The sequence below is a fragment of the Nonomuraea sp. NPDC002799 genome (assembly GCF_053592075.1).
The window spans coordinates 1-23539 of record NZ_JBSFVA010000002.1 but is presented as its reverse complement, the minus strand read 5'-3'; the positions used below and the strand labels follow the sequence as shown (position 1 = coordinate 23539).

Here is a 23539-nt window from a genome sequence, read left to right as displayed (position 1 = left end):
GAGATCCTTCCGGCCGGGACGCCGCCGGCTCGGTCGGTGCAGGCCCGCTTGTCAACGCGCCCAGGCTGAAGCCGGTGGTCATCGCGTATACGCCGATGACGACCGTCAGCACCTGGAGCACGGCGAGCGTGGTCAGCATCACCAACCGATCGTGCCGCGCCACGTCGCCTGCCCTCTCTGCTGTGTTCGCCTACGAGACATTAACGCCAGACCGGGGTGCCCGGGGGCGTGAGCGGAGGAACCGCGGTGGAGTTCGACGTTGTCGTTGAGATTCCCAAGGGACAACGGAACAAGTACGAAGTGGACCATGAGACCGGGAAGATCAGGCTTGACCGGCTGTTGTTCACCTCCACGCAGTACCCCGCCGACTACGGCTTCATCGAGCACACCCTCGGTGAAGACGGAGACCCGCTGGACGCGCTGGTGTTGCTGCAGGAGCCGACGTTCCCGGGTTGTTACATCACGTGCCGGGCGGTGGGCATGTTCCGGATGACCGATGAGAAGGGCGGGGACGACAAGGTCCTCTGCGTGCCGTCCACGGACCCGCGGATGCACCACATTCAGGACATCCATCACGTGTCGGAGTTCGACCGGCTGGAGATCCAGCACTTCTTCGAGGTCTACAAGGATCTGGAGCCCGGCAAGTCCGTCGAGGGCGCCAACTGGGTGGGGCGCATCGAGGCCGAGGCCGAGATCGAGCGCTCCTTCAGGCGGGCCAAGGACGAGGGCTACTACCAGCACTGACACCATCAGCGCTGACCGTCATCGGGGCCTGGTGGCGCCCACCAGGTCCCCCCGCCAGATCGAGGCGACCCGCACCACGTCGCCGGTCTGCGGCGCGTGCACCATCTGCCCCCGGCCGACGTAGATGCCGACGTGGTGGATGGTGCCGGGGTCGCTGCTGACGTGGCCGAAGAAGAGCAGGTCGCCGCGGCGCAGCTGGTCCGTCGGCACGTGGGGGCCCGCCGTCCACTGCGTGCCGGTCCAGTGGTCCATCTGTACGCCCACCTTCTCCCAGGCCCGCATCGTCAGGCCCGAGCAGTCGTAGGTGCCCGGCCCGGCGGCCGCCCACACGTACGGCTTGCCGAGCTGGGTGAGCGCCCAGTTGGCCGCGACGTCCCCCATCGTGGAACCCGCCGAGATGAGCCCGGCGACCGCGGCCGCCGCCGCCCGCCGCCTGGCCAGCAGCTCCACCCGGGTCCGCGCCGCGTCCACCCGGTGCTGGAGGCTCACCTTGCGGGCCCTGAGCTGCCTGGTGTCGCCGCGCTGCCTGGCCACGGCGGCCTCGGCGGCGGCCTTGGCCCGCTCGGCTCGTTCGGAGACCGCCTGCCGGGCCGCGTACGCGTTGACCGCCTGCGTCCGCAGGATGGCCGCCACCTGCTGAGCGTCCCGCATCTTGCCGAGGATCGCCGCGCGTTCCCCGCCGAGTTGCCCGAGCACGCCGGCCCGATGCAGGAAGCCCTCATCGTCGCCCTGGTCGATGAGCATCCCGATGATCGGGTCCACCAGCATCGATCCGCCGTAGGTCTCGGCCGCCACCAGCGCGACGTCCTGCCGGGCCCGCTCGGCCTCGGCGTCGGCCGCCGCCAGTCGGGTCCTGGCCTGCTCATGCGCCTGCTGGGCGTGCCGGAGCCGGACGAGCTCGCCGTTGTATGCCTCCACCAGCCGCTCCACCTCGGCCGCCAGCTCGTCCAGCCGCGACTGGGCGGTGACCAGCCGCGTGGTCGTCACCGCGAGCTCCTTCGAACGTTCGCGCGCGGCCTGGCGGGCCCGTTCCACGTCCCGCGAGGACGGGTGGCGGGGGTCGGCCCCGACCGGCGGGCACAGGGCGACGATCAGGCAGCACGCGAGCAGACCGGCCCGTATTGTGCGCATTGGTCCCCCTGGCAACAGATGGTAACTCTATGCACACAGTTCCCGGCAATTCGCTTACGTAACGTGATCGAGGCAGGTCAGGTCTCCGCCGGTGTGGCGGAAGGTGCCGGTCAGGTGGTTTCCGCCGGTGTGGCGGAGGGCTCCTCGGTCGGGGTCGGCGTGGCGGTCTGGGTCGGCGTGGCCGTCGGCGAGGGCGTCTGCGGTGGCGGCGGGGCGGGCGTCGGAGTGGGAGTGGGACGCGGCGGGGGCGTGATGGGGGCGGGCTGCGGCTCGGGGCCGGGGCCCGGCTCCTCGCCGGGCGGGTCGGCGGGCGTGGGCTCGTTCGGGGGCCAGACCGGTGGCTCCGCCGGTGACGAGGGCCCGCGCGACAGCCCCGGGCGGCCGGCCGGCCCGGTCCGGACGGGAAGGTGGGCGGGCACCAGGAGCGGCGGCGCCTGCGTCGGCACCCCCGTCACCCCGATGGGCTGGATGACCGTGCTGTCCAGGACGGGCTCCACGGTCAGCGGAACGTCCTCGGGCTCCGGCTGCCAGGGCAACCGGAAGCCGGGAGGCTCCCCCGTCGCGGGGAACGCGGCCGTCGCGACCGCCGACACGCCACCGCCCTCCTTTCCGAACTGCTGGAAGATCACCGCTATCGCCACCACGGTCGCGACCGCCGCCAGCGCGCCCGCCAGCGCCTGAGGCCACTTCTGAAGGCCCTTACCGGTGGGAACGGGAAACCCGGCGGCTCCCAGAGTGCCCGTGCGCCGGGCGACATAGCGGCGGTAGGGCATCAGCTCGGGATCGATGAAGCAGCTCATCACCCTGATCCGCAACGAGTCGGGCAGCACCGCCGCCGGCAGCAGCTCGAAGACCTTGGCCGGCGACACCTCGCGGTCGCGGTGCGGCGCGCAGACCTCACAGCCCGGCAGGTGCCTGACCAGGTGCTCGCGCATCTCCTGGGTCAGCTCGCCGGAGAACCCGGCCAGGATGCGGGCCCGGCGCGGGCAGTCGTAGGGGCCCTTCCTGGCCAGGACCTCGGCGGTGATCGCGTGACCCAGGCGCTCGCGCGCCTCCTCCAGCGCCTGCTCCACCTGGCGCGCGGGGACGCCGAGCACCTGGGACAGCTCGGGGCCCGGCAGGTCGTGCCGGTGGGTCAGCTCCAGGACCTCCCGGTCGGCGAGGGGCAGGCTCCGCACGGCGTTCCACGCCATGATCCGCAGGTCGGCGTCGGCGGGCTCGCCGAGCGGCGGCGCCTCCGCCAGGGCCTCCGCGGCGCCGGGCGCCGCGGCGGCCCTGCGGCGCAGGCACTCGACGCGGGCCAGCGCGTAGAGCCAGGCGCCCAGGCGGTCGGGGTCTACGAGCGCGCTCGCGTGGGCCTCGGCGGCGATCAGCGTGTCGCGGAGCGCCACCTGGGCGCCGTCGGCGCTCAGGAGCAGGGACCAGCAGTAGCGGTAGACGTTCTCCGCGTACGCGTCGTAGAGCGCGGCCAGGGCGCCTGGGTCACGGGCGCGGAGTGCTTCCACCAGCATGCGGTCATCCATGTGACCGAGCGTAATGGATCGGTAACTTGTAGTTCTACCTATTCTCGGCTGATGCTCTCGCTTGTCTGCCAGGCGGCTCGAATATCGTACCGACAAGCCACGAAATCCTCCCCCAAAACCCACTTTTTCGAGGTTCAGGCTGGCGTATTACTCTTTATGCTCGGAAACGATCTGAGTGCTGCGGTCCACCGCGAACGGATCGGTCGTCGGCTTGACCGTGTGCATCGGCAGCGCCCCGCCGAGCGCCAGATCCTCGAACGGTCGGCCGGTCGAGCCCCAGGTCCGGCCCGTGACCTCGGTCCTGGCCACCTGCGCGCCCGCGGGCAGCCCGCCCACGGTCAGGATGAACCGCGGCGGGCTGCCCGCCTTGACGTCGTCCACGAACGTGCTGCCACCGCCGAGCAACTTGCCGGCCTTGTCACGCAGCAACGCGTTCACGACGAGACTACTGGCCGACAATTGATACGGATTCCCCACATAACCAGTAATAAGGTACGAGCCATCTTTCTGGCGCAGCGTCTGCACACGCGTGATGGGAAAGGTCTGGAAGGCCGAGGCGATGCGGGCCGCGGGACGCCAGCGCGCCGGACGGTACTGGATCGTCACCTTGGCCGGCTTCTCGGCGGCGCTGGCCTGGCCGGTGAAGGCCAGCGAGCCGCCCGGCGGCACGGCGTCGAGCGGCTGGTCCATCCGCACCACCTCGGTGCCCTTGGCGTCACGGCCCACGATGGTGGCCACCACGTGCTCGCCGAAGTGCCACGGGTTGGCGTTGGCGAGCACGCCGGCCCAACTGACGGCGTACCCGTCGGTTGATTTGACGATATGAGAGACCTGCTCCTTGAGAGCGAGAGGCTTGAGCTCTTGGACGGGCTGTTCCTCGCTCGCGCACCCGGAGAGGCAGATCGCCCCGAGTGCGAGGAGGCTGACGGTTCGGCTACGCGGGATCACTTTGCCGTGATAACCCGTGCATGGGCACGACTGGCAGGGGACACGCGCCAGGCGTACCAATTCTTTAACGGGGGCGCGCCACCCTGGTCTCGTCCCAGACGGGCTCCGGCGACTCGTAGACCGTGCCGTCGGAGCCGAAGACGAGGTAGCGGTCGAAGTCAGCGGCGAACCAGCGATCGTGGGTGACCGCCACCACCGTGCCGTCGAACGCGTCGAGGCCCACCTGCAGCGCCTCCGCGCTGGCCAGGTCGAGGTTGTCGGTCGGCTCGTCGAGCAGCAGCAGCGTGGCCCCCGACAACTCCAGCAGCAGGATCTGCAGGCGGGCCTGCTGACCGCCCGAGAGCGTGTCGAAGCGCTGCTCGGCGATCAGCCCGGCCAGCTCGTAGCGGGCCAGCGTCTTCATCGCCTCGTTCTTGAGCCGGGCGTGCTCGGACATGACGATCTCGACCGGGGTGCGGCCGAGCAGGTCGGGCCGGGCGTGGGTCTGGGCGAAGTGCCCGGGGACGACGCGGGCGCCCAGCCTGGCGACGCCCTCGTGGGCGACCGGCTCGCCGGCCAGCAGGCGCAGGAAGTGGGACTTGCCCGAGCCGTTGGAGCCGAGCACCGCGACGCGCTCGGCGTACCAGACCTCCAGGTCGAAGGGGCGCATGAGGCCGCTGAGCTCCAGCGCCTCGCAGATGACCGCGCGCTTGCCGGTGCGCCCGCCGCGCAGGCGCATCTTGATGTTCTGCTCGCTCGGAGCCACCTCGGGCGGCCCGGCCTCCTCGAACTTGCGCAGCCGCGTCTGGGCCGCGTGGTAGGGGGCGGCCATGCCGTCGTTGTACCTGGCCTTGTTCTTCAGCATGTTGACCAGGGTCTTGATCTTGGCGTGCTCCTCGTCCCAGCGCCGGCGCAGCTCGTCGAGGCGCTCGTTGCGGGCCCTGCGGGCCTCGGCGTAGGTGGCGAACCCGGCGCCGTGGATCCAGATGCCGCCCGACTCGACGGTGACGATGCGGTCGGCGGAGTTGGCGAGGAGCTGGCGGTCGTGGCTGACCAGCAGGACGGTCTTGGGCGTCTCCCTGAGCTGCTGCTCCAGCCACTCCTTGCCGGGCACGTCGAGGTAGTTGTCGGGCTCGTCGAGCAGCAGGGTCTGGTCGGGGCCGCGGAGCAGGGCCTCCAGGACGAGCCGCTTCTGCTCGCCGCCCGACAGCGTCGACACTTCCCGATATTTCAGCCTGTCGTAGGACACGCCGAGCGCGGCGACCGTACAGGTGTCCCAGAGCACCTCGATGTCGTAGCCGCCGGCGTCGGTGTAGTCGCTGATGGCCTGCGCGTATCGGAGCTGCGTCTTCTCGTCGTCGCGCTCCATCATGATCAGCTCAGCCGCGTCCAGCCGCTCGGCCGCCTGCCGCACGGCGGGCGGGGCGACGCTCAGCAGCAGGTCGCGCACGGTGCTGTCGTCGCGCACACTGCCGACGAACTGCCGCATCACGCCCAGCCCGCCGGAGCTCGTCACGCTGCCGTCGGTGGCCTGGACGTCACCGGCGATCAGGCGCATGAGCGTGGTCTTGCCCGCGCCGTTGGGCCCGACGAGCGCGGCCTTGACGCCCTCGCCGACCCTGAAGGACACGTCGTTGAGCAGCGGCCGCCCGTCGGGCAGCACGTACGTGAGATGTCCTACTTCGACGTGGCCCATCTGGGCAGGGTATCTGCCGCGTTCCTGGAACGGCATCCCAATATCCGGGCCGGAGGCGGGCTCGGCGGCCCTGGACAGCAAGTGATCTAATGACTAGAACTGTAGGGAATCCCTCCCTTAGGACCAGGTGATGACGCGATTCAGCTCCGCACTCGCACCCCTCGCCATCGCGTTGCTCGGTCTCACGGCCGTGCCACAGCCCGCCTGGGCGGCCCCGCCGAAGCCCGTCCCGACGGCGGCGCCGCAGGAAAAACAGGCCGGCGCGGCCTCCGCCTGCGCGCCGGCGGTCGCGGGCGCGACCACGGACGCCCGGCTCACCGGCCTGTTCACCGCCTACGGCAACGACAACGGCAAGCTGGACGACTGGACGGGCGCCGACGGCACCTACTCGATCAAGCTGCCCAGCGGGCGGGAGTTGTGGGTGTTCTCCGACACCTTCCTCGGCCGGGTCAACCCCGACGGCTCGCGGCCGCCCGTCGTCGAGGAGGGCGGCACGACGGTCTTCCTGAACAACTCCTTCGCCGTCGAGCGCGACGGCCGGCTGTCCACGATCCACGACGGCACCGCCGCGAAGCCCACCGCCGTCATGCCGCCGCGTGACGGCAACCACTGGTACTGGGCCGGCGACGCGACGCTGGCCGGCGGGATCGTCGAGGTCACCTACCAGGAGTACGAGCGGTACGGCACCGGCGCCTGGGACTGGCGCTGGCACCGGAACGTGGTCGCCAGGTTCGCCCCCGGGCGGCTGGAGCGGCCGATCAGCGTGCGGGAGCTGCCGTCGGGGCACGGCGTCGCCTGGGCCTCGGGCCTCCTCAAGGACGGCGGCTACACCTACGTCTACGGCGTCGAGGACCTCGGCTCGCCCAAGTACATGCACATCGCCCGGATCAAGGGACAGAGCCTGCTGGGCGCCTGGGAGTTCCGCACGGCCGACGGCACCTGGTCGCGGAACGAGGCCGACTCGGCGCGGGTGATGAGCGGGGTGGCGAACGAGTACAGCGTCAGCAAGATCGGATCCGGATATGTCCTGATCACGCATGACACGACCGAGGCGCTCAGCGCGAACATCGTGGCCTACTCCTCGTGCTCGCCGACCGGCCCGTTCACCGGCAGGCAGCACGTCTACACGACCCCCGAGACCGGCGGGAACATCTTCACCTACAACGCGCACGCCCATCCCGACATCTCGGGCGACGGGCTGGTGGTCTCCTACAACGTCAACAGCTTCGTCAACACCGACCACTACCGCGACGTCTCCATCTACCGGCCGAGATTTCTGGACGTGACCTTCCGGTGAGGCGCAACTGGGCGGCTCGCCTGCGGCACGTCACGACCGACGGGCCCGCGGCCGCGGTCCCCAACGGCACGGCCCTCGTCCTGGGCCCGCATGAGACGAAGGTGTCGAGGTTGCGCGCGGAGGTGCTGGCGTGAGTGAGTTCAGCGGCAAGGTGGCGCTGGTCACGGGCGGCTCGATGGGCATCGGGCGGGCGGTGGTGGACCGGCTGGCCGGCGCCGGGGCGTCCGTGGTGTTCTGCGGGGTCGGCCAGGACGCGGCGTTCGACAGCGAGCACGTCACGGGGGTGGTCGCCGACGTGCGCCGGGCAGGCGACATGCGCGACCTGGTGGACCTGGCCGTGGCCCGGCACGGCGGGCTCGACGTCGTGGTGACCTGCGCGGGCGTGCAGCGGTACGGAACCGTCGTGGACACCCCCGAGGAGGTCTGGGACGAGGTGCTCGACGTCAACCTCAAGGGCGTCTACCTCACCTGCAAGGCGGCCATCCCGCGGCTCAAGGCCCGCGGCGGCGGCTCGATCGTGGTCATGTCGTCGGTGCAGGCGTTCTCCTCACAGGCGCAGGTGGCCGCCTACACCGCGAGCAAGGCCGCGCTCAACGGCCTGACCAGGGCCATGGCCCTCGACCACGCCGCCGACGGCATCCGGGTCAACGTGGTGTGCCCGGGCTCGGTGGACACGCCGATGTTGCGCTGGGCGGCGGACCTGTGGCGGGGCGACCTGACCCAGGAGGAGCAGGTCCGGCAGTGGGGCCGCGCGCATCCGCTGGGGCGGGTCGGACGGCCCGAGGAGGTGGCCGAGATGGTGGCGTTCCTGGCGGGGCCGCGCTCGTCGTTCATCACCGGCGCGGAGCACCGCGTGGACGGCGGTCTGCTGGCGCGCAACCCCGCCGTACTTCCCGAGTAGCCCACAAGTTCCTCTGGCCGGTTCCAAGGCTGGCAACAGTTGCGTCAATGCCACGAAGACTCTCCTCGCGACCCTGATAGCAGTGGGTGCGGCGTGCCGGGCACGCGACCCGCTCCGGGCGCGCAGCCCCCTCGGGGATCGGCGAGTCATAACGACTCGTGTTCGATTCGGCACGCTAAGTTACGAGGTCGAAAACGACTCACCGATCGAGGAGAGACAGTGAGGCTATCCAAGAAGGCCGCCGGCTTCGTCGCCGCGGCCGCGATGTTCTGCGTGGTCGTCCCCGCCGCCGCCGCGGCGGCCAGCCCCCGCTCGACGTGCTACGGCGGCCGGGTCTGCCTGTACGCCGGCTTCGACTACAACCGCGGCCAGGTCGACCACTGGCGCGACTTCGTCGCCGACGACTCCAACCTGGCGGACAACAACTGGCTGAACTGGGACTTCAGCAACTCCTGGCACAGCATGAACAACGAGACCAGCTCGGTCAGGAACAGGGTCGGCTGCAGCGCGACCCTCTGGCAGCACCCCGGTTACACCGGCGCCCACAGCACGTTCACGCACAACTCGAACGACGGTTTCCTGACCAACAACGCTGTCGGCAACAACCGCACCAGCGCGATCGACATCTGGTGCCACTGAGCATTAACGGGAGTGCCGGTTTCCGGGCTTGGCCGCCGGAAACCGGCTGTCGCGGACTGCTCGCGGGCGCGCTGCTGCTGATGTCCGCCGCCGCCTGCGCCGCGGAAGAGCCTGCGCGCCAGACCCCGGGCATCACCTCGGTGTCCCACCTGGTGCTGCCGTTCGACGCGTACAAGACCACTCCCGAGCAGCGGGCCGTCCTGGGCAACGCCCACAACCACCTCGTCGTACGGTGCATGCGCAAGCTGGGCATCACCGTCCGCCCGCCCGCCGAGGAAGCGACCGCCATCGCCGCGATCGATCCCGGCAACACCCGCCGCTACGGCGTCGCCGACACCGCGTCGGCGGGCCGGTACGGCTATCACCTGGCTCAGCCGCCCGCGCCCGACACCACCGGCGCCTGGGCGGGCAAGCTGCCCAAACCCGCCCGCCACCGCCTGTACGGCAGCGCCGCCGACCGGGGCTGCCTGGACCGCGCGACGCTGGCCCTGGACAAGGGCGCGCGCAAGGCGGACTGGCCCTGGCTGGGCCTTCAGGACTCCCTCACGCTGGAGCAGGCGGCCAAACATCCGGCCGTCACCGGCGCCATCGAGCGCTGGCGGTCCTGCATGAGCCAGGCGGGTCACTCCTATCCGGCTCCCGAGGCGGCCATCGCCGACAACCGCTGGGACCTGGACAAGCCGGCCGTGAGCGAGGAGGAGAAGCAGATCGCGACCGCCGACACGGTGTGCAAGTGGTCGTCGGGCCTGATCGCCGCCTGGTACGCGGCCGACGCGGAGCTGCAGCGGGCCGTCATCCGCGACAACTCCGAGCGCTTCGACGCCCTGCGCGTCAACCTCCAGCAACGCCTGCGCCGCGCCTCACGTCTGCTCGGCCAGCACGAAGGCGGCCAGGTCCGCTGACTGGCGCAACCTGCTGGGCTCGTGCACGTACATCATGTGCCCGGCCTCGTAGTACCGGAACTCGACGTTGCGGGCCAGCTCGGCCGGCACGGGCAGGTGGGCCAGCGTGTGCTCGGCGGCGTAGTAGGGCGTCGCGCCGTCGTGGTACCCGCAGGCCACGTGCACGCGCAGGTGCGGGTTGGCCCGCATGGCGGCGCTCAGCTTGTCGACCACCGTGACGTGCGCGCCCTCGAACTCCTTGTACGACCACGGCTGCACGCGGCCGGTGAGCACCTCGTACGGCAGGTCGTTGGCGTAGCCCAGCTCGGCGCGCAGGTAATGGTTGAGCGCGGAGCTGTAGGGCCCCATGATCGCGTTCATGCTGGGGTCGGCGGAGAAGTGCTCGCGCCCGGCGTCCGGGTCCCAGCCGGTGAACCGGCCGTCCAGACGGCCCACCGTCAGGCGGCGCGAGCGCAGCAGCTCGGTGAAGAACCGCACGTGCTCGATCCGCAGGTTCACCCGGTCGACGTAGTCCTCGCTCAGCCCCGACAGCGCGGCGATCCTGGCGACCGCGGCCGCGCGGTCGGCGGCGCTGAGGCGGTTGCCGCGGGCCAGTGCCCACAGGTAGTCGCGCTCGGCGAACTGCTCCGCCTCCCGCAGCACCTCGGCCAGCGGCCGGTCGCCATGCAAGCCGTGATAATGCGCGATGGCCGCATATGTCGGCAGATAGAGGGCGTAGGCCAGGTCGTTGCCCTCGTTGAACTCACCGGTGATGAAGTCGAGCACCGAGGAGATCAGCATCACGCCGTTGAGGTACATGCCGTACCGCGACTGCAGGTGATCGGCCAGCCCGGCCGCCCTGACCGTCCCGTACGACTCCCCCGCCAGGAACTTCGGCGACATCCACCGCCCGTTCCGCGTGGTCCACAGCCGGACGATCTCGCCGACCGACTCCAGGTCGCCGGTGAAGCCGTGGAACGGCTCCGCCTGCTCCCCCTCGGCCGCCCGCGAGAAACCGGTCGAGACCGGGTCGATGAAGACCAGGTCGCTCACGGCCAGCAGGCTCTCCTCGTTGTCGATCAGGTCGTACGGGGGCGGCAGCAGGGCGCCCGCGTCCCCCATCACGACCCGGCGCGGCCCGAGCACGCCCAGGTGCAGCCACACGCTCGACGATCCTGGCCCGCCGTTGAAGGCGAAGGTGACCGGCCTGCCGCGCGGGTCGGCCCCGTCGAGGGTGTAGGAGGTGATGAACATCTCGGCCTTCGGGCGCAGGCCGTCGAACTTCCCGTCCGTGAAGCCCTCTTCGCGCAGCACCATCGTGCCGGTGACGGCGGTGTACGCCTGGCCGTCCGGCAGCTTGTGCGACGTGGTGACGAGGTGGTCGGCGGGTGGGGCAGATTGTGTAACTTCAGACATATCGCCCGATTATGGCGTGACATCGAGCGACACGGTGGGGTCGGCGAAGCGCTCGTTGGGCACGGTGGCGTACCAGCCGGGCCGCCCGGGGTCGCGATCGTAGGGATAGCCGCCTATTTCGCGATAAAAGTCGGCGTAGTGGGCGACCTTCTTCGGGTCCAGGCGCACGCCCAGCCCCGGGCCGGTCGGCACGGCGATGGCGCCCCCCGCGTACAGCATCTTGCCGCCCTCGATCACGTCGTCCCTGAGCTGGTGGTAGTGCGCGTCGGCGGCGTAGGTGAGGTTGGGCAGCACCGCCCCGAGATGCAGCATGGTCGCGAGCTGGATGCCCAGCTCCCCCGACGAGTGCACCGCCACCCCGAGCTGGAACGTCTCGCACACCGCCGCCGCCTTCAGGCACGGCCTGATGCCGCCCCAGAACGTCGTGTCCAGCAGCACCACGTCGGCGCCCCTGCGCAGGACGTTGGAGGCGAGCTGCTCGAAGTTGACCACGACGGTGTTCGTCGCCAGCGGCACCCGCACCTGCTCGCGCACCAGCCGGAGCCCTTCGAGCCCCCAGACGGGGTCCTCCAGGTAGTCGTTGTTCAGGTGCTCGATGGCCCGGCCGAAACGCAGACCCTCGGCCACCGACAACACGGCGTTCGGGTCGTACCTGAGCCGGTCGTCCGGGAACGCCTCCGCCAGCGCCCGGTAACACTCCAGCTCGTAGTCGGGCGGGAAGACGCCGCCCTTGAGCTTGTGCACGGTGAACCCGTGCGCCGCCTTGAGCTCCGCGGCGTGCTCGACGAGCTGCCCTGGCGTGCGGATCTCGGCGTACCCGTCGGAGGCGTAGCGGAAGAACAGGTAGGAGGCGAACGGCACGGCGTCGCGGACCCGCCCGCCGAGCAGGTCGCAGACCGGCACGCCGAGGTGCTGCCCGACCAGGTCCAGGCAGGCGAACTCGACGGCGGCCAGGAGTTGCGTCCTGTTGTTGTAGAGCGAGGCCGTCGGATTGGCGATCTTGAAGCGCAGCGCCTCCAGCTGAAAGGGATCATGACCCAGCAGGTACGGCGTCAGCGCGCGGAAGGCCGACTCGGCGCTCTCGCCCCCGCCCCCCATCTCCCCCAGGCCGACCAGCCCGTTGTCGGCCTCGACCTCGACGATCGTGCGGACGAACCGGCCCCAGTGGGCGCCGTTGCTGTGCCGCAGCGGCGCTTCCAGGGGCACGGCGACCGTCGTGGCCCTGATGTCAACGATCTTCACGAGCACGTCCCCCAAACGACGGCGACTCCGCAGGCGGGCAGCCGGACCTTGACCGTCTCGTCCACCACGTCCAGCCCACGGGCCGCACGCAGGCCCGGCAGGCCCACCGTAACCTCGACCGGCTCGGCGGCCAGCGACTGCAGCCGCACCACGCGCTCGTCGCCCGACCGGCCGATCGAGGTGATCAGCACGTCGGGATGGTCGACGGACGCGTACGACTCGGTGGCGGCCGGGCTGTCGGTGATCAGCGCGCCGACGAACGGCTCGGTCAGCCCGGCGGCGGCCGCCGCGCCCAGCCGCCTGCCGGGCACACCCGCCTCCGACATGACCGCGTAGCGGAACGTGGTCTCGCCCTGCTGCTGCGAGGGGAAGTTGGTGTCCCAGATGTTGTTGAGCGCCCACGAGTACACCGTGCCGTCCTCCTGGTCGAGGGTCGGCGGGAACGGCGCGTACGGCATGTGGATGGTGCCGAGCTGCACCAGCGGCGCCTCCAGGGTGGCCCAGGCGATGGTCAGCTCGGGGTCCTCGAAGGCGATCCAGTGCCTGATCGGCAACATGTACTCGGCCGAGCCGGGCACCCGGGGCACGCCGGGCCCGCCGACTCCGCCGGTCAGCTCCCAGGCGGCGGGCTGGCCGGCGGCGAACGGGAAGGCCAGGAAGACGGCCTCCTTGGCCGGGGTGCCCTGCTTGGCGAGCCGGTAGGTCAGGTCCAGCCGGGGCACGCCGTCGTGCAGCTCGATCGTGGTGCGCAGCCAGTCGACGCCCTTGCCGCGCAGCTCCACGACCAGCTTCTCGCCGACGGCCGTGCGCTCGGCCGTGACGACGGTGGCGTTCGTGCCGATGGCGCGGTCACCGAGGAGGGTGCGGTCCTGCGCCCCGATGTGTCCCGACAGGTGGTTGAAGTGGGGGGCGGTCGCGTACTGGTCGTAGACGTACTGGCCGAAGCCCGCCGCGGCGTCCCCGTTGACCAGCTCGCGGCCCGCCCGCTTGTCGAAGATCGAGCCGATGTAACCTTCGCGCACGTCGTAGGCAACCCGGTAGAACTCGTTCTCGATCACGCCGGGCAGGTCGGGCTCGACCGGCCCGGGGGCCGCGCTCCGGCCGGGGACGACGTCGACCCGGACATAGCTGTATCCCGAAATATCCGGCACGATGGCGTGCAGATGCCGGCCGATCGGCCGCGTCGGCCAGTCCACCGGGTCCACGAACTCCTCGTGGTGCCGCAACGTCGCCCCGGTCCGCGAGTCCACCAGCACGATCGGCACGTCCACCCCCACCACGTCCCGGGGCAGGAACGCGCGCACGACGTCGGTCCGCGTCCCGGTGCCGGGATTGAAGACCGCGAAGGAGGCCAGCGCGCCGCCCTCGGTGCCCGACTCCGACAGGGCCGCGGCGAACCTGCGGGCCCCTGCGTGCAGCAGGTCCGCCGCGTCGTCCTGAGCGGAGTAGGCGCCGGACGACTTGCGCGTCCACTGCAGGCCGCCCGAGTCGCCCGCCTCCTCGGCGTCCTCCCACGGGTTGGCCGCGCCCCAGGTGTGCTCGTTGAAGAGCGCGACCTTGTCGTAGGCCGCGTCGATCCGCTCGGTGGCGTCCACCCCGGCGATCGTGTGCAACGTCTCGGCCACCCGCAGCGCCGACTGCGCCCTGCGGACGTAGCCGAGCGGGCGCGCCCCCGAGCCGAGCCCGTCGGCCCACCAGTCGGTCCAGTCGCCCTCGTGCACGGCCAGCCGGTCGAGATAGTGCTCCTCGACGTGCTCGAAGAAGTCGCTGTTGACCGCCGAGCGCAGGCGCGGATAGGCCCACTCCTCGTTCCACCGGCGGGCGATCGACGCGGGCACGATCGACGGCCCCGCGTTGTCGGCGTGCGCGCCCTGCACCCGCAGGTGCAGCACATCCAGCTCGTACGGCTCCCGCGGCGCGTCCGGCCCCTGCCAGCCGAAGGTCCCCGGCCCGTACGGATACCCGCGCGTGGCCAGCGCCGACAGGTAACGCGGCAGCAGGTCGCCGGCCAGCTCGTAGGAGTCGGTCAGGCCGACCGTGTTCCCCTCCATGTACGCCATCCCGTGCGGCGTGTCGGTGAACCACACGAGCAACTCGTTCCCGCTCGGCGCCCGCCAGCGGAACGGCCTGGTCAGCTTGTCGCCGCCGTGCAGGTAGGGCACCGACCGCCCGGCCCAGTTGTGGGCCGCGGCCAGGTAGCGCACGCCGGCCGCGTCGAGCGCGTCCACCAGGCCGACGACCGCGCCGGGGACGTCGGTGTGCATGGCGGACTTGGTGGCGAAACCGTACCGCTGCCGCAGCTGGGAGGTGAAGCGGAGCTGCCGGTGCAACTCCTCGGTCGAGCACGCCTCCGTGTGCAGCTGGAACGGCAGCGCGGTCACCTCGATCACGCCCTCGCGGGCGCGCCGCGCGAACGACTCGACCAGCTCGGCGGGCCGCGCGTCGAGCCACTTCAGCGCGGGCATCGACGACTCGACCGACCAGCGGAATTTGGCGTCGTCCGGCCAGGACGCGGTCTCCTCCGCCAGCCGCACCGCCGCGTCGAGGTAGTCGAGGTGGTGGCGGAGCACGGTGCCCTGCGGATCGGTGTAGCCGATGTCCAGGTGCGAGTGGTGCACGACGAACACGCGCCACTTGCGCTGCGGAGTCACCGTGATCTGCGCGACGCCGACCACGCCGGCGTCGTCGCGGCACTCCAGCGTGAGCACGCGCGGCTCGTCCACCTCGGGGACCAGCAGCGTCACGTCGGCGCCCGTCGCGCTGTCGACGCCCACCAGCACGTGCGTCAGCGGCACGGTGCTGGACACCCTGACCGCCTGACGGCCGTCATGGGTGAACAGCGGCAACACCGCGACCCGCACGTCCAGCCCCCGGGCGCTGATGACCGGCGTCGAGGTGTCGTCGCGCAACGCCTGCCTGATGCCGTCGTAGTCAGGGCTCCCCAGGCTGCGCTGGAGCAACCGGCTGGTCATTGAACACTCCCTAGTGACAGGCCCCTGGCGAACAGGCGCTGGGTGGCGAGGAACAACACGACGGTCGGCAGCGAGACCACCAGGCCGGCGGCCAGGCCGACGGGGACCGGGGTGCCGGCGTACACGTCGGTCATGAGGCCGGCGATGGCGGTCATCACGGGGCGCACCTCCTCCGTCTGGCTCAAGGTCAGGCCGAAGACGAGGTCGTTCCAGATGAAGGTGAACTCCAGGATGTAGACGGCCGTCAGCGCGCTGAACGAGATCGGCAGGTAGATGCGCCAGAAGATGCGCCAGGTGGAGGCGCCGTCCATCCGGGCGGCCTCGAAGATCGAGAACGCCACCCCGGAGTAGAAGTTCCGCAACACGAACGCGGCCAGCGGCACGTTGATCGCCGTGTAGATGAGGATCAGGCCGAGGCGGCTGTCGTACAGGCCGGCGTCGCTGTAGCCGACGAAGAGCGGCACGAGCAACATCTGCGAGGGGAAGATCGTGCCCCCGAAGATCAGCAGGAACCACCAGAACCCGTGCCGCAACCGCAACACCACGATCGTGTAGCCGGCCAGCGCCCCGATCAGCACGCCGAGCAGCGGCGAGAGGAGGCTGTAGAGCGCGGTGCTGGCCAGGCTCCGCGTCAGGTCGGCGCTGTCGAGGGCCCGCCCGAAGTTCTCCAGCAGCGCGAAGTCGCCCGAGGGCACCCACGCGCCGGAGGGATCGTAGGCGTCGGCGGGCCGCGCGGCGTTGACGAGCAGCAGGTAAGTCGGCCCGAGCCAGATCAGCCCGAGCACGATCAGCACGGCACGCCGGATCACGCGGAGCTCACCTGCCTCCGGAGATAGAGGTAGGAGGCCAGCCCCGTGACCACGGTCAGCAACACCGCGACGGCCGAGCCGTAGCCGTAGTCGCTGGCCACGAACGTCTCCTTGTACATCGTCACCGCCAGCGTCTCGGAGTTGCGCCCCGGCCCGCCCTGCGTCAGCACCCACACGATGTCGAACGTCTTCAGGCCGGCCACCAGCGCGAGCCCCACCACGACCGCCGTCAGCGGCCTCATCAGCGGCCAGATCACGTGCCGGAACAGCCCCCATCCCGAGGCCCCGTCGATCCTGGCCGCCTCGATCGGCTCCTTCGGGATGGACTGCAGCCCGACCACGAACAACAACGTGTTCACGCCGAGCTGCTGCCAGGTCCAGACGAGCAACATGGCCAGGGTGTTGTGCGGCGCCTTCTGCAGGAACGCGGTGTCCACGCCGAGCAGCAGATTGGCGATGCCGTCGTGCGACAGGATCGGGCTCCACACCATGGCCAGGCCGGCGCCGCTCAGCGCGTACGGCAACATGAACGGCAACCGGTACCAGGCGCCGCCCCTGATGTCATAGGACAACACCGCCACCAGCAGGCCGAGCCCGACCGGCAGCACCATCGTGCCGATCACCCAGATCAGCGTGTTGCGGATCGAGGTGAGCAGCGCCGGGTCCTCGGCGAGCTTGCCGAAGTTCCCCAGCCCGATCCAGGCCGCCGGCTCCAGGCCGTCATACCGGGTGAGGCTCAGGTAGGCCGTCCACAGGAACGGCGCGTATAGAAGACCCGCGACCAGCAAGGCTGCGGGAGCCACGTATCCGTGCCTGAACCGCCCGAGCGTGCTCATGGCCTCACTCCGTGAGGCGGGCTCGGTCGCCCAACGCCGCCGCCTTCCCCCGCTCTGGTCGCTTCGCTCCCGCCGCTCCTCCAGGCGACGGCGCTCCCTCGCGTCACTGATGCGTGCTCCAGTACTCGTCGGCGGCCTGCTGGATGGTCTCCAGAACCTCCTTGTACGTGGCCGGCTCGGTGACGAACTTGCTGAACCCGTCGAGTGCGGCCGTCAGGATCGGCGGCGGCGTGGCCTCGAAGTAGCGGTTGACCAGGCGGTACTTCCCGCTGCCCGCGTCCTTGGTGACCGCGCCGAGCGCCTCGTCCTTGATGGCCACCTTCGGGTTGGCGCTCACGTCGCCCCTGCTCGTGGCCCACTTCTCCTGGGCCTCGGCGGTGGTCCACCACTTGAGGTACTTCATGCTGGCGTCGGGGTCGGCCGCCTTGGCGAGGGAGCAGAGCGGCCCGCTCTCGAAGATCATCGACGTCTTGGGGAGCGCGGCGTTGACGTTGGGGATGACGAAGAAGCCGTAGTCGGTGCCCGGCTTCATGCTGCGCGAGGCCATGCTGGTGTTGAACCAGGTGCCGAAGGAGACCATCGCCGCCTTGCCGTTCTTCAGCACGTCCCCGGGATCCGTCTTGTCACCAGGATTGATGAAATATCCGGCGTCGATGAGCTGCTTCCACTTCTCCATCACCTGGACCACACCCGGATCGGTGTACTTCGCCTTGCCGGTGGACAGGCGGTCGTACAGGTCGGGGTCGGTGCCCGCCATGAGCTGCTCGAACCAGACGAAGGAGAACAACACGCTGGTCTGGTAGAAGGCCTGCACACCGTTCTTCTTCAGGGTGCCGGCGGTGGTGACCAGGTCGTCCCACGTGGCCGGGGGCCGCAGTCCGTACTTGTCGAAGATCTGCTTGTTGTAGAACATGCCCCAGTAGGCGACGTTCATCGGCACGCAGTACTGCTTGCCGCCGACCGTGTAATAAGGCAGGAGATCCTGCGACAGGTCGCCCGCCTTGATCGCCTCCTGCCAGACGGCCGAGGTGTCGGCCACCTGTTTCTGCTTGACGATCTCCGCCAGCATCCCCCCGGTCTGCCAGGTGAACAGGTCAGGCTTGACGTCGGTGCGGAACGAGGCTTTGACGAACGCCTGGTACTGCGCCGAGTCCGTGTATCCCGTCGGCTTCATGCCCAGGCCGATCCGCTGCTTGGACAGGGCGCCCATCTCGTCGAAGTACTTCGACCACGCGCCCTTGTCGTTGTACAGCGTCAGCTCGGTCTTCTTCTGCGGCGCCTCGGCGCCGTTGCCGCCGCAAGCGGTCAGGACCAGCGCCACCACGCCGAGCGTGGCCACACGTGACCGGAACATGGACCGGCCTCCTCGGTTCTCATCGGGGGGTTTGCGACCTGTGCTCTATTACCGTCTTCACATCCACCAGGTGGGCCCGCATGCGCTCCTCGGCCTGCGCCGCGTCACGTGCTTCGATGGCCTGCAGAATCGCCAGGTGCTCGTCGTAGTCGCGGCGCCGGTCGTCGAAGATCTGCAGGATCTCCCGCTGCTCGGGCCCGTGCACCGTGAGCAGCGAGTCGACGACCTCGTGCAGCACGCTGTTGCCGGCCATCCGGGCGGTCGCCCGATGGAAGGTCATGTTGGCGTCGTGCAGCTCGGCGTCCTCGCCGCGCAGGTGCCGGCCCGCCTCGTCGAGCACCCGCCTGAGCGTGGTCAGCTCCTCGCGGCCGGCGTGCTGGGCGGCCAGCGCGGCCAGCGGCGGCTCGATCACGATGCGCGCGCCGAGCAGCTCCAGGAGCTGGGCGGCGTGGATGTCGCGCATGTTCGGGTTGGGCAGGACCAGCCGCTCGATGTCGGCTCCGACGTAGATGCCGGAGCCGTGCCGCATCTCGATGGCCCCGGTGGCCTCCAGCCTGCGGAGCGCCTCACGCAGTGTCGGGGTGGTGACGGCGAAGCGCTGGGAGAGCTCCCTGGTCGAGGGGAGCCTGTCGCCCGGCCGGTGTCCTCCCGTACGGATGAGCTCCAGCATCCGCTCGGTCAGAGCGTCGGAAAGCGAGGGGCGCGTTACCTCGGACATATCAAGTGATCTAATCACTTAATCCCATGGGCGTCCATGAGGAGTGTATTTTTCGCGACATGAAACGTGTGCCGGCCCGGGTCACCGCCGTCGTCACGCGCAAGGTGGACAAGGTACGGCGCGGCACGCTCACCCCCGGGACCCGCGCCTACTTCGACCGGTGGATGTGGGGACACGAGGACCCGCGCTCCGCCCTCGGCCTGCCGTACTCGGCGGTGTCGATCAGGGACGCCTTAGGCGACTTCCCCGCCTGGCTGACCCCCGGCACCTCCAAGACGTGGGTGATCGCCGTACACGGCCGCAACGCGAACCCGTCGGAGGCGCTGCGCTTCATGCCGCTGCTCCACTCGATGGGGATGCCCGTGCTGGCGATCAGCTACCGTAACGACAAGGGAGCTCCGGCGTCCCAGGACGGCCTGTTCCACCTCGGCGCCTCCGAGTGGGAGGAGGTGGCCGGCGCCATCGCCTACGCCCGTGGCCAGGGCGCGACCGGGGTGATCCTCTACGGCTTCTCGATGGGCGGCGGCATCGTGCCGATGGCGGCCCGCCACCTGCCCGGCGAGCCGATCAAGGGCCTGATCCTGGACAGCCCCGTCCTGGACTGGCACGGCCCCATCGAGCAGGGCGCCCGGCAGCAGGGTGTGCCGCTCTGGCTGGCCTCCGTCGGCACGTTCGTGGTCGAGCGGCGCACGGGGATCTCGCTGGACGACGTGGATCACGTGCGCCACCACCGGGAGTTCAAGCAGCCGATCCTGCTGTTCGCCGACGACACCGACGCCACGCTCGTACGCACGCGCGGCGGCCACGTGGGCTCGTGGAACGTCGACACCGGCCGGTACGAGCAGGCACTGCGCGCCTTCGTCACCCGCGTCAGCGCTTGAGCAGGTCGCTCATCATGTCGATCTGCCCCTTGCGCGAGACCTTGACCTGACCGGCCCACTCCTTGACCGTCGGGTTGGCCCCGTTGAAGACCTCCATCCCGGCCATCTGCATGGCGTCGTCCTGATGCGCGATCAGCAGGGTGAGCAGGTCGCGCTCGAACGCCTTGGACTCCCGCAACGCCTGGATCTGCTTGAGGTCGGTCTCCGGCATGCCGCCGTGGTGGTCGTGCGCGGCCGTGGCCGGGGTGAGCGGCTGATCCCAGGAGTGCAGCCAGCGCAACATCATCTCGACCTCGGTCTGCTGCGTGCTCTCGATGGCCGCCGTCAGCGTCTTGATTTGCGGCGTGGTCGCGCGGGCCGTGCCGACCCTGGCGATCTCGATGCCCTGCCGGTGGTGCTGCATCATCATCTGCACGAACATCACGTCGTCGGCGTTGACCGGGATCTGCTGCGACGCGGCCGTCCCGCAGGCGGCGCATAACAGGAGGATCAGCGCCGTCAGGGCCTGTCTTCCGCGCACCCGCCTCACTCCCTTATTAATAGGAAACCTTACTAAGAGTTGACGATTTCCCCGATCAACGCAAGGGCCCCTCCCGCAGGAACCGCAGCGCGCGCTCCGTGTGCGTCGTGGCGATCTCCATCATGAACCTCCGATCCGGGAAGTCGCCATCCAGCAGCCGCAGCGGACCCGCGACGAGCGACAGATGCTGGGCCAGCCGGTACAGCCGCATCCGGCGCTCGTCCAGCCCGGCCGGCCGCAACCGCGCGTAGTGCCGCGCGGCGAACCGCAGCCCCAGGAAGACGTGCTCCCACTCGACGTCGAAGAACATCGTCCCTTCGATGTCGATGAGCACGGGCTCGCCGTCCGCGCCCACCAGCACGTGATCAGGCCCGAGCTCCCCATGGATGAGCCCGTAGTCGCCGCGCGGCTCCACCAGGGCGGCCAGCTCCCTGAGGGCGGCCTCGAATCCGTCGCGGACGTGCCCGATGCGCTCGACCCGCACCGCCGCCTCGGCGAGATCCGCCAGCGCCCGCTCCAGCACCACGTCAACGGCCGGCCGCCGCACCCCGGCGTCGGCGACCCTGCCGAGCAGTGGGGCCCGGTGCCCGGCCATCGCCTCCAGGACGACCGCGAGCCGCTCCAGCACTTGCTCACCGCGCGCCGGGTCGTCCTGGAGCAGCGTCTCCAGGTTCGCGCCGCGAACGTCCTCGATCAGCACGAGGTCCGCGTCCGGGTCGAGATGGTAGATCGCGGGGACTCGGACCCCGAGAGCGCTCAGACGGGTATGACTCGCCTCGAACAGGCGCAACCCGCTGGCGTGGCCGAACGGGTCGTCCGCGCTCCCGTGGGAGTCGGCGGGCCAGAAGTCCTCTTCGTCGTTCCAGGCGTACAGCACGGCGCTGAACCCGTCCTCGAACGCCAGCCGATAGACGCCCTTCTTCGAACCACCCCGCAGCCGATCCACGGCGACGAGCCGCCTCCCCTTGCCGAAGACCGCACCGGCCAGACCGGCCAACTCCGCATCGAACTGAACGAACCGCCGCCCGCCATCCATCGTCATGCGCGAATCCTCCCAGGCCGCGCGCGAGCGGCGCCGCGTCAGCGACCGCTGCCGGCGGTGATGCCGCTGTACGAGCCCAGCACCTTGATCTGTGCGAGCTCGGCGTCCTTCGGCGGGATGTGCGCCGCCACCTGGATCAACTCGGCGACCTTCATGGACTTGTAGTACTTGCCGGGCAGCAACCCGTTGTCCTGCTGGAAGACGTAGTTGCGCTCCGACCCCTGCCGGGGTCCTCGCCCAGCTTCCGGCCGGAGGCGTAGGACGCCTTGTCGATGGCGAGGCTGGAGCCGCCCTCGTAGCCCGCCAGCAGCTTGTCGCTCATGGCCGCGTTGGCCACGTTGTTGCGCTCGATGTAGTCCTCGATCACCGATGCGGTCTCCTGGGCGGAGACAGGAGGCGACGGCTTCGGCGTGCTGCTCGCGGCGGGCACCGGCGCTTCCTTCGCGCCCAGGCCGGGCAGGGCGGAACAGCCTGCCAGCAGGCATCCCGTCATCACGCCACCCACCATCCACCTGGACCGCCGCACCCTACACACCTCACAGATTTCTGGATAAAGCTCACAAAAGTACCGACAGAGGTGTCCAGGCGTCCCACCGGCCCCACTCGGGCCACCAGGACGATGTCGCCCACCGCCCCTTGAACTTGGGCCATTCAATATCTTGTACTGTTCGTGTTTAGCGGTAGGTTCGACGCATGACCGCAGCCAGGACCCCGACCCCCGCCGAGGAGTTGCGCGGTGCCGGCCTGCGGGTGACGGCCGCCCGCGTGGCGCTGCTCGAAACCGTCCGGGGCGGCGACCACCTCGACGTCGAGGCGATCACCTCCGGGGTGCGCGACCGTGTCGGCCACATCTCCCTGCAGGCCATGTACGAGGCCCTGCACGCACTCACCGCGGCGGGACTCGTCCGGCGCATCGAACCGGCCGGCAGCCCGGCCCGGTTCGAGGGGCGCATCGGGGACAACCACCACCACGCCGTGTGCCGTTCGTGCGGAGCCGTCGCCGACATCGACTGCGCGGTCGGCCACGCGCCCTGCCTGACCGCGTCCGACGACCACGGCTTCTCGATCGAAGAGGCCGAGGTCATCTACTGGGGCCTGTGCCCCGGCTGTTCCCTCGCCCGCAGCTCGTGAACGACCCGATCACACAGTCCGGAAGGATTTACATGTCTGAAAACCATGACGCGATCGTCACCGACCCGAAGCCGGAGGGCGAAGGCGGCTGCCCGGTGGCGCACCAGCGCGCCCCGCATCCGACGCAGGGTGGCGGAAACCGCACATGGTGGCCGGAGCGGCTCAACGTCAAGATCCTCGCCAAGAACCCCGCCGTGGCCAACCCGCTCGGCGAGGGCTTCGACTACGCCGAGGCGTTCAAGACCCTTGACCTTCCGGCCGTGAAGCAGGACATCGCGCAGGTGCTCACGACCTCGCAGGACTGGTGGCCGGCCGACTTCGGGCACTACGGCCCGTTCATCATCCGGATGGCCTGGCACAGCGCCGGCACGTACCGGATCAGCGACGGCCGCGGCGGCGCCGGCGCCGGGCAGCAGCGCTTCGCCCCCCTCAACAGCTGGCCCGACAACGGCAACCTGGACAAGGCGCGCCGTCTGCTGTGGCCGGTCAAGAAGAAGTACGGCCAGAAGATCTCGTGGGCCGACCTGATGATCCTGGCCGGCAACGTCGCCCTGGAGTCGATGGGCTTCACGACCTTCGGCTACGCCGGCGGCCGTGCGGACGTCTGGGAGCCTGACGAGGACGTCTACTGGGGCCCCGAGACCACGTGGCTCGGCGACGAGCGCTACACCGGCGATCGCGATCTCGAAACCCCCCTCGCCGCGGTCCAGATGGGCCTCATCTACGTCAACCCCGAGGGCCCGAACGGCAACCCGGACCCGCTCGCGTCGGCCCGCGACATCCGTGTCCGGTGCGGGTGGAGATGATCGGGATCGTTGGTGGCGCGTAGGTGAGGGTGTTGATGGCGGTGTGGAAGGGCTGGAGGATCGGGTCCATGTG

At 70.0% G+C, this 23539-nt stretch carries 22 protein-coding genes and 1 pseudogene; 9 read left to right on the top strand and 14 right to left on the bottom strand.

Features of this window, described 5'->3' with window-relative positions; genetic code table 11:
- Nucleotides 1–246 precede the first annotated feature (246 nt).
- A complete protein-coding gene (locus tag ACWD0F_RS03990; protein ID WP_449872405.1) occupies nt 247–744 on the top strand; it encodes an inorganic diphosphatase in 498 nt (165 codons plus the stop codon).
- A gap of 18 nt (nt 745–762) precedes the next feature.
- On the opposite strand, the gene ACWD0F_RS03985 is transcribed toward ACWD0F_RS03990, so the two are convergent.
- The 4 genes from ACWD0F_RS03985 to ACWD0F_RS03970 all read right to left on the bottom strand — a co-directional run bounded on the left by ACWD0F_RS03985 (nt 763) and on the right by ACWD0F_RS03970 (nt 6021).
- Nucleotides 763–1875, bottom strand: coding sequence for an NlpC/P60 family protein (locus ACWD0F_RS03985; protein WP_449872404.1), 1113 nt, complete (start codon nt 1873–1875; stop codon nt 763–765).
- Between the two features lie 110 nt (nt 1876–1985).
- The gene (locus ACWD0F_RS03980; RefSeq protein ID WP_449872403.1) at nt 1986–3398 is read right to left on the bottom strand and encodes an RNA polymerase sigma factor; all 1413 of its coding nucleotides are present in this window, start codon (nt 3396–3398) and stop codon (nt 1986–1988) included.
- A 147-nt stretch (nt 3399–3545) separates the two neighbouring features.
- Nucleotides 3546–4346 carry a hypothetical protein gene (locus ACWD0F_RS03975; RefSeq protein ID WP_449872402.1) on the bottom strand — a complete coding sequence of 267 codons (801 nt, stop codon included), beginning with the start codon at nt 4344–4346 and terminating at the stop codon, nt 3546–3548.
- A 64-nt stretch (nt 4347–4410) separates the two neighbouring features.
- Nucleotides 4411–6021, bottom strand: coding sequence for an ABC-F family ATP-binding cassette domain-containing protein (locus tag ACWD0F_RS03970; protein WP_449872401.1), 1611 nt, complete (start codon nt 6019–6021; stop codon nt 4411–4413).
- A gap of 130 nt (nt 6022–6151) precedes the next feature.
- On the opposite strand from ACWD0F_RS03970, the gene ACWD0F_RS03965 reads away from it, so the two are divergent.
- The 5 genes from ACWD0F_RS03965 (at nt 6152) to ACWD0F_RS03945 (ending at nt 9760) form a co-directional block, all read left to right on the top strand.
- The gene (locus ACWD0F_RS03965; RefSeq protein WP_449872400.1) at nt 6152–7318 is read left to right on the top strand and encodes a DUF4185 domain-containing protein; all 1167 of its coding nucleotides are present in this window, start codon (nt 6152–6154) and stop codon (nt 7316–7318) included.
- Nucleotides 7315–7452, top strand: coding sequence for a hypothetical protein (locus tag ACWD0F_RS03960; protein ID WP_449872399.1), 138 nt, complete (start codon nt 7315–7317; stop codon nt 7450–7452). Before ACWD0F_RS03965 ends, ACWD0F_RS03960 begins: the two co-directional genes overlap by 4 nt.
- Nucleotides 7449–8219 carry an SDR family NAD(P)-dependent oxidoreductase gene (locus tag ACWD0F_RS03955; RefSeq protein ID WP_449872398.1) on the top strand — a complete coding sequence of 257 codons (771 nt, stop codon included), beginning with the start codon at nt 7449–7451 and terminating at the stop codon, nt 8217–8219. Before ACWD0F_RS03960 ends, ACWD0F_RS03955 begins: the two co-directional genes overlap by 4 nt.
- A 219-nt stretch (nt 8220–8438) precedes the next feature.
- The gene (locus ACWD0F_RS03950) at nt 8439–8858 is read left to right on the top strand and encodes a peptidase inhibitor family I36 protein (protein WP_449872397.1); all 420 of its coding nucleotides are present in this window, start codon (nt 8439–8441) and stop codon (nt 8856–8858) included.
- Nucleotides 8849–9760: a hypothetical protein gene (locus tag ACWD0F_RS03945; RefSeq protein WP_449872396.1), complete on the top strand. Its 912-nt coding sequence runs from the start codon at nt 8849–8851 to the stop codon at nt 9758–9760. The genes ACWD0F_RS03950 and ACWD0F_RS03945 overlap by 10 nt, the downstream gene beginning before the upstream one ends.
- Here the strand turns inward: ACWD0F_RS03945 and ACWD0F_RS03940 are convergent.
- The 7 genes from ACWD0F_RS03940 to ACWD0F_RS03910 form a co-directional block, all read right to left on the bottom strand.
- Entirely contained in the window at nt 9719–11155 is a 1437-nt protein-coding gene (locus tag ACWD0F_RS03940) for a S10 family peptidase (protein WP_449872395.1), read from the bottom strand. The genes ACWD0F_RS03945 and ACWD0F_RS03940 overlap by 42 nt on opposite strands.
- A gap of 9 nt (nt 11156–11164) precedes the next feature.
- Nucleotides 11165–12397 (bottom strand): enolase C-terminal domain-like protein, encoded by a 1233-nt coding sequence (locus tag ACWD0F_RS03935; RefSeq protein ID WP_449872394.1) that lies wholly within the window; start codon nt 12395–12397, stop codon nt 11165–11167.
- A complete protein-coding gene (locus tag ACWD0F_RS03930) occupies nt 12394–15369 on the bottom strand; it encodes a glycoside hydrolase family 38 N-terminal domain-containing protein (RefSeq protein ID WP_449872393.1) in 2976 nt (991 codons plus the stop codon). The genes ACWD0F_RS03935 and ACWD0F_RS03930 overlap by 4 nt, the downstream gene beginning before the upstream one ends.
- Entirely contained in the window at nt 15366–16178 is an 813-nt protein-coding gene (locus ACWD0F_RS03925) for a carbohydrate ABC transporter permease (protein ID WP_449872392.1), read from the bottom strand. The genes ACWD0F_RS03930 and ACWD0F_RS03925 overlap by 4 nt, the downstream gene beginning before the upstream one ends.
- The gene (locus tag ACWD0F_RS03920; RefSeq protein ID WP_449872391.1) at nt 16175–17014 is read right to left on the bottom strand and encodes a carbohydrate ABC transporter permease; all 840 of its coding nucleotides are present in this window, start codon (nt 17012–17014) and stop codon (nt 16175–16177) included. The genes ACWD0F_RS03925 and ACWD0F_RS03920 overlap by 4 nt, the downstream gene beginning before the upstream one ends.
- A 103-nt stretch (nt 17015–17117) precedes the next feature.
- On the bottom strand, nt 17118–18368 hold the full coding sequence (locus ACWD0F_RS03915; RefSeq protein WP_449872390.1) for an ABC transporter substrate-binding protein: 1251 nt from the start codon (nt 18366–18368) through the stop codon (nt 17118–17120).
- Nucleotides 18369–18387: 19 nt separating this feature from the next.
- A complete protein-coding gene (locus tag ACWD0F_RS03910; protein WP_449872389.1) occupies nt 18388–19086 on the bottom strand; it encodes a FadR/GntR family transcriptional regulator in 699 nt (232 codons plus the stop codon).
- Nucleotides 19087–19145: 59 nt separating this feature from the next.
- Between ACWD0F_RS03910 and ACWD0F_RS03905 the strand changes: the two genes are divergently transcribed.
- A complete protein-coding gene (locus tag ACWD0F_RS03905) occupies nt 19146–19967 on the top strand; it encodes a hypothetical protein (protein ID WP_449872388.1) in 822 nt (273 codons plus the stop codon).
- Here ACWD0F_RS03905 and ACWD0F_RS03900 read toward each other — a convergent pair.
- The 3 genes from ACWD0F_RS03900 to ACWD0F_RS03890 form a co-directional block, all read right to left on the bottom strand.
- Entirely contained in the window at nt 19957–20487 is a 531-nt protein-coding gene (locus ACWD0F_RS03900) for a DUF305 domain-containing protein (RefSeq protein WP_449872387.1), read from the bottom strand. The two genes, ACWD0F_RS03905 and ACWD0F_RS03900, sit on opposite strands and share 11 nt — an antisense overlap.
- 55 nt (nt 20488–20542) lie before the next feature.
- Nucleotides 20543–21529, bottom strand: a complete 987-nt coding sequence (locus ACWD0F_RS03895) for a phosphotransferase (RefSeq protein WP_449872386.1) — start codon at nt 21527–21529, stop codon at nt 20543–20545.
- A gap of 151 nt (nt 21530–21680) precedes the next feature.
- A complete protein-coding gene (locus ACWD0F_RS03890) occupies nt 21681–22025 on the bottom strand; it encodes a hypothetical protein (RefSeq protein ID WP_449872385.1) in 345 nt (114 codons plus the stop codon).
- 197 nt (nt 22026–22222) lie between these two features.
- Between ACWD0F_RS03890 and ACWD0F_RS03885 the strand changes: the two genes are divergently transcribed.
- Nucleotides 22223–22660, top strand: coding sequence for a Fur family transcriptional regulator (locus tag ACWD0F_RS03885; protein WP_449872384.1), 438 nt, complete (start codon nt 22223–22225; stop codon nt 22658–22660).
- A gap of 32 nt (nt 22661–22692) precedes the next feature.
- Nucleotides 22693–23457, top strand: a pseudogene (locus ACWD0F_RS03880) (peroxidase family protein); the annotation flags it as partial.
- Between the last annotated feature and the right edge of the window lie 82 nt (nt 23458–23539).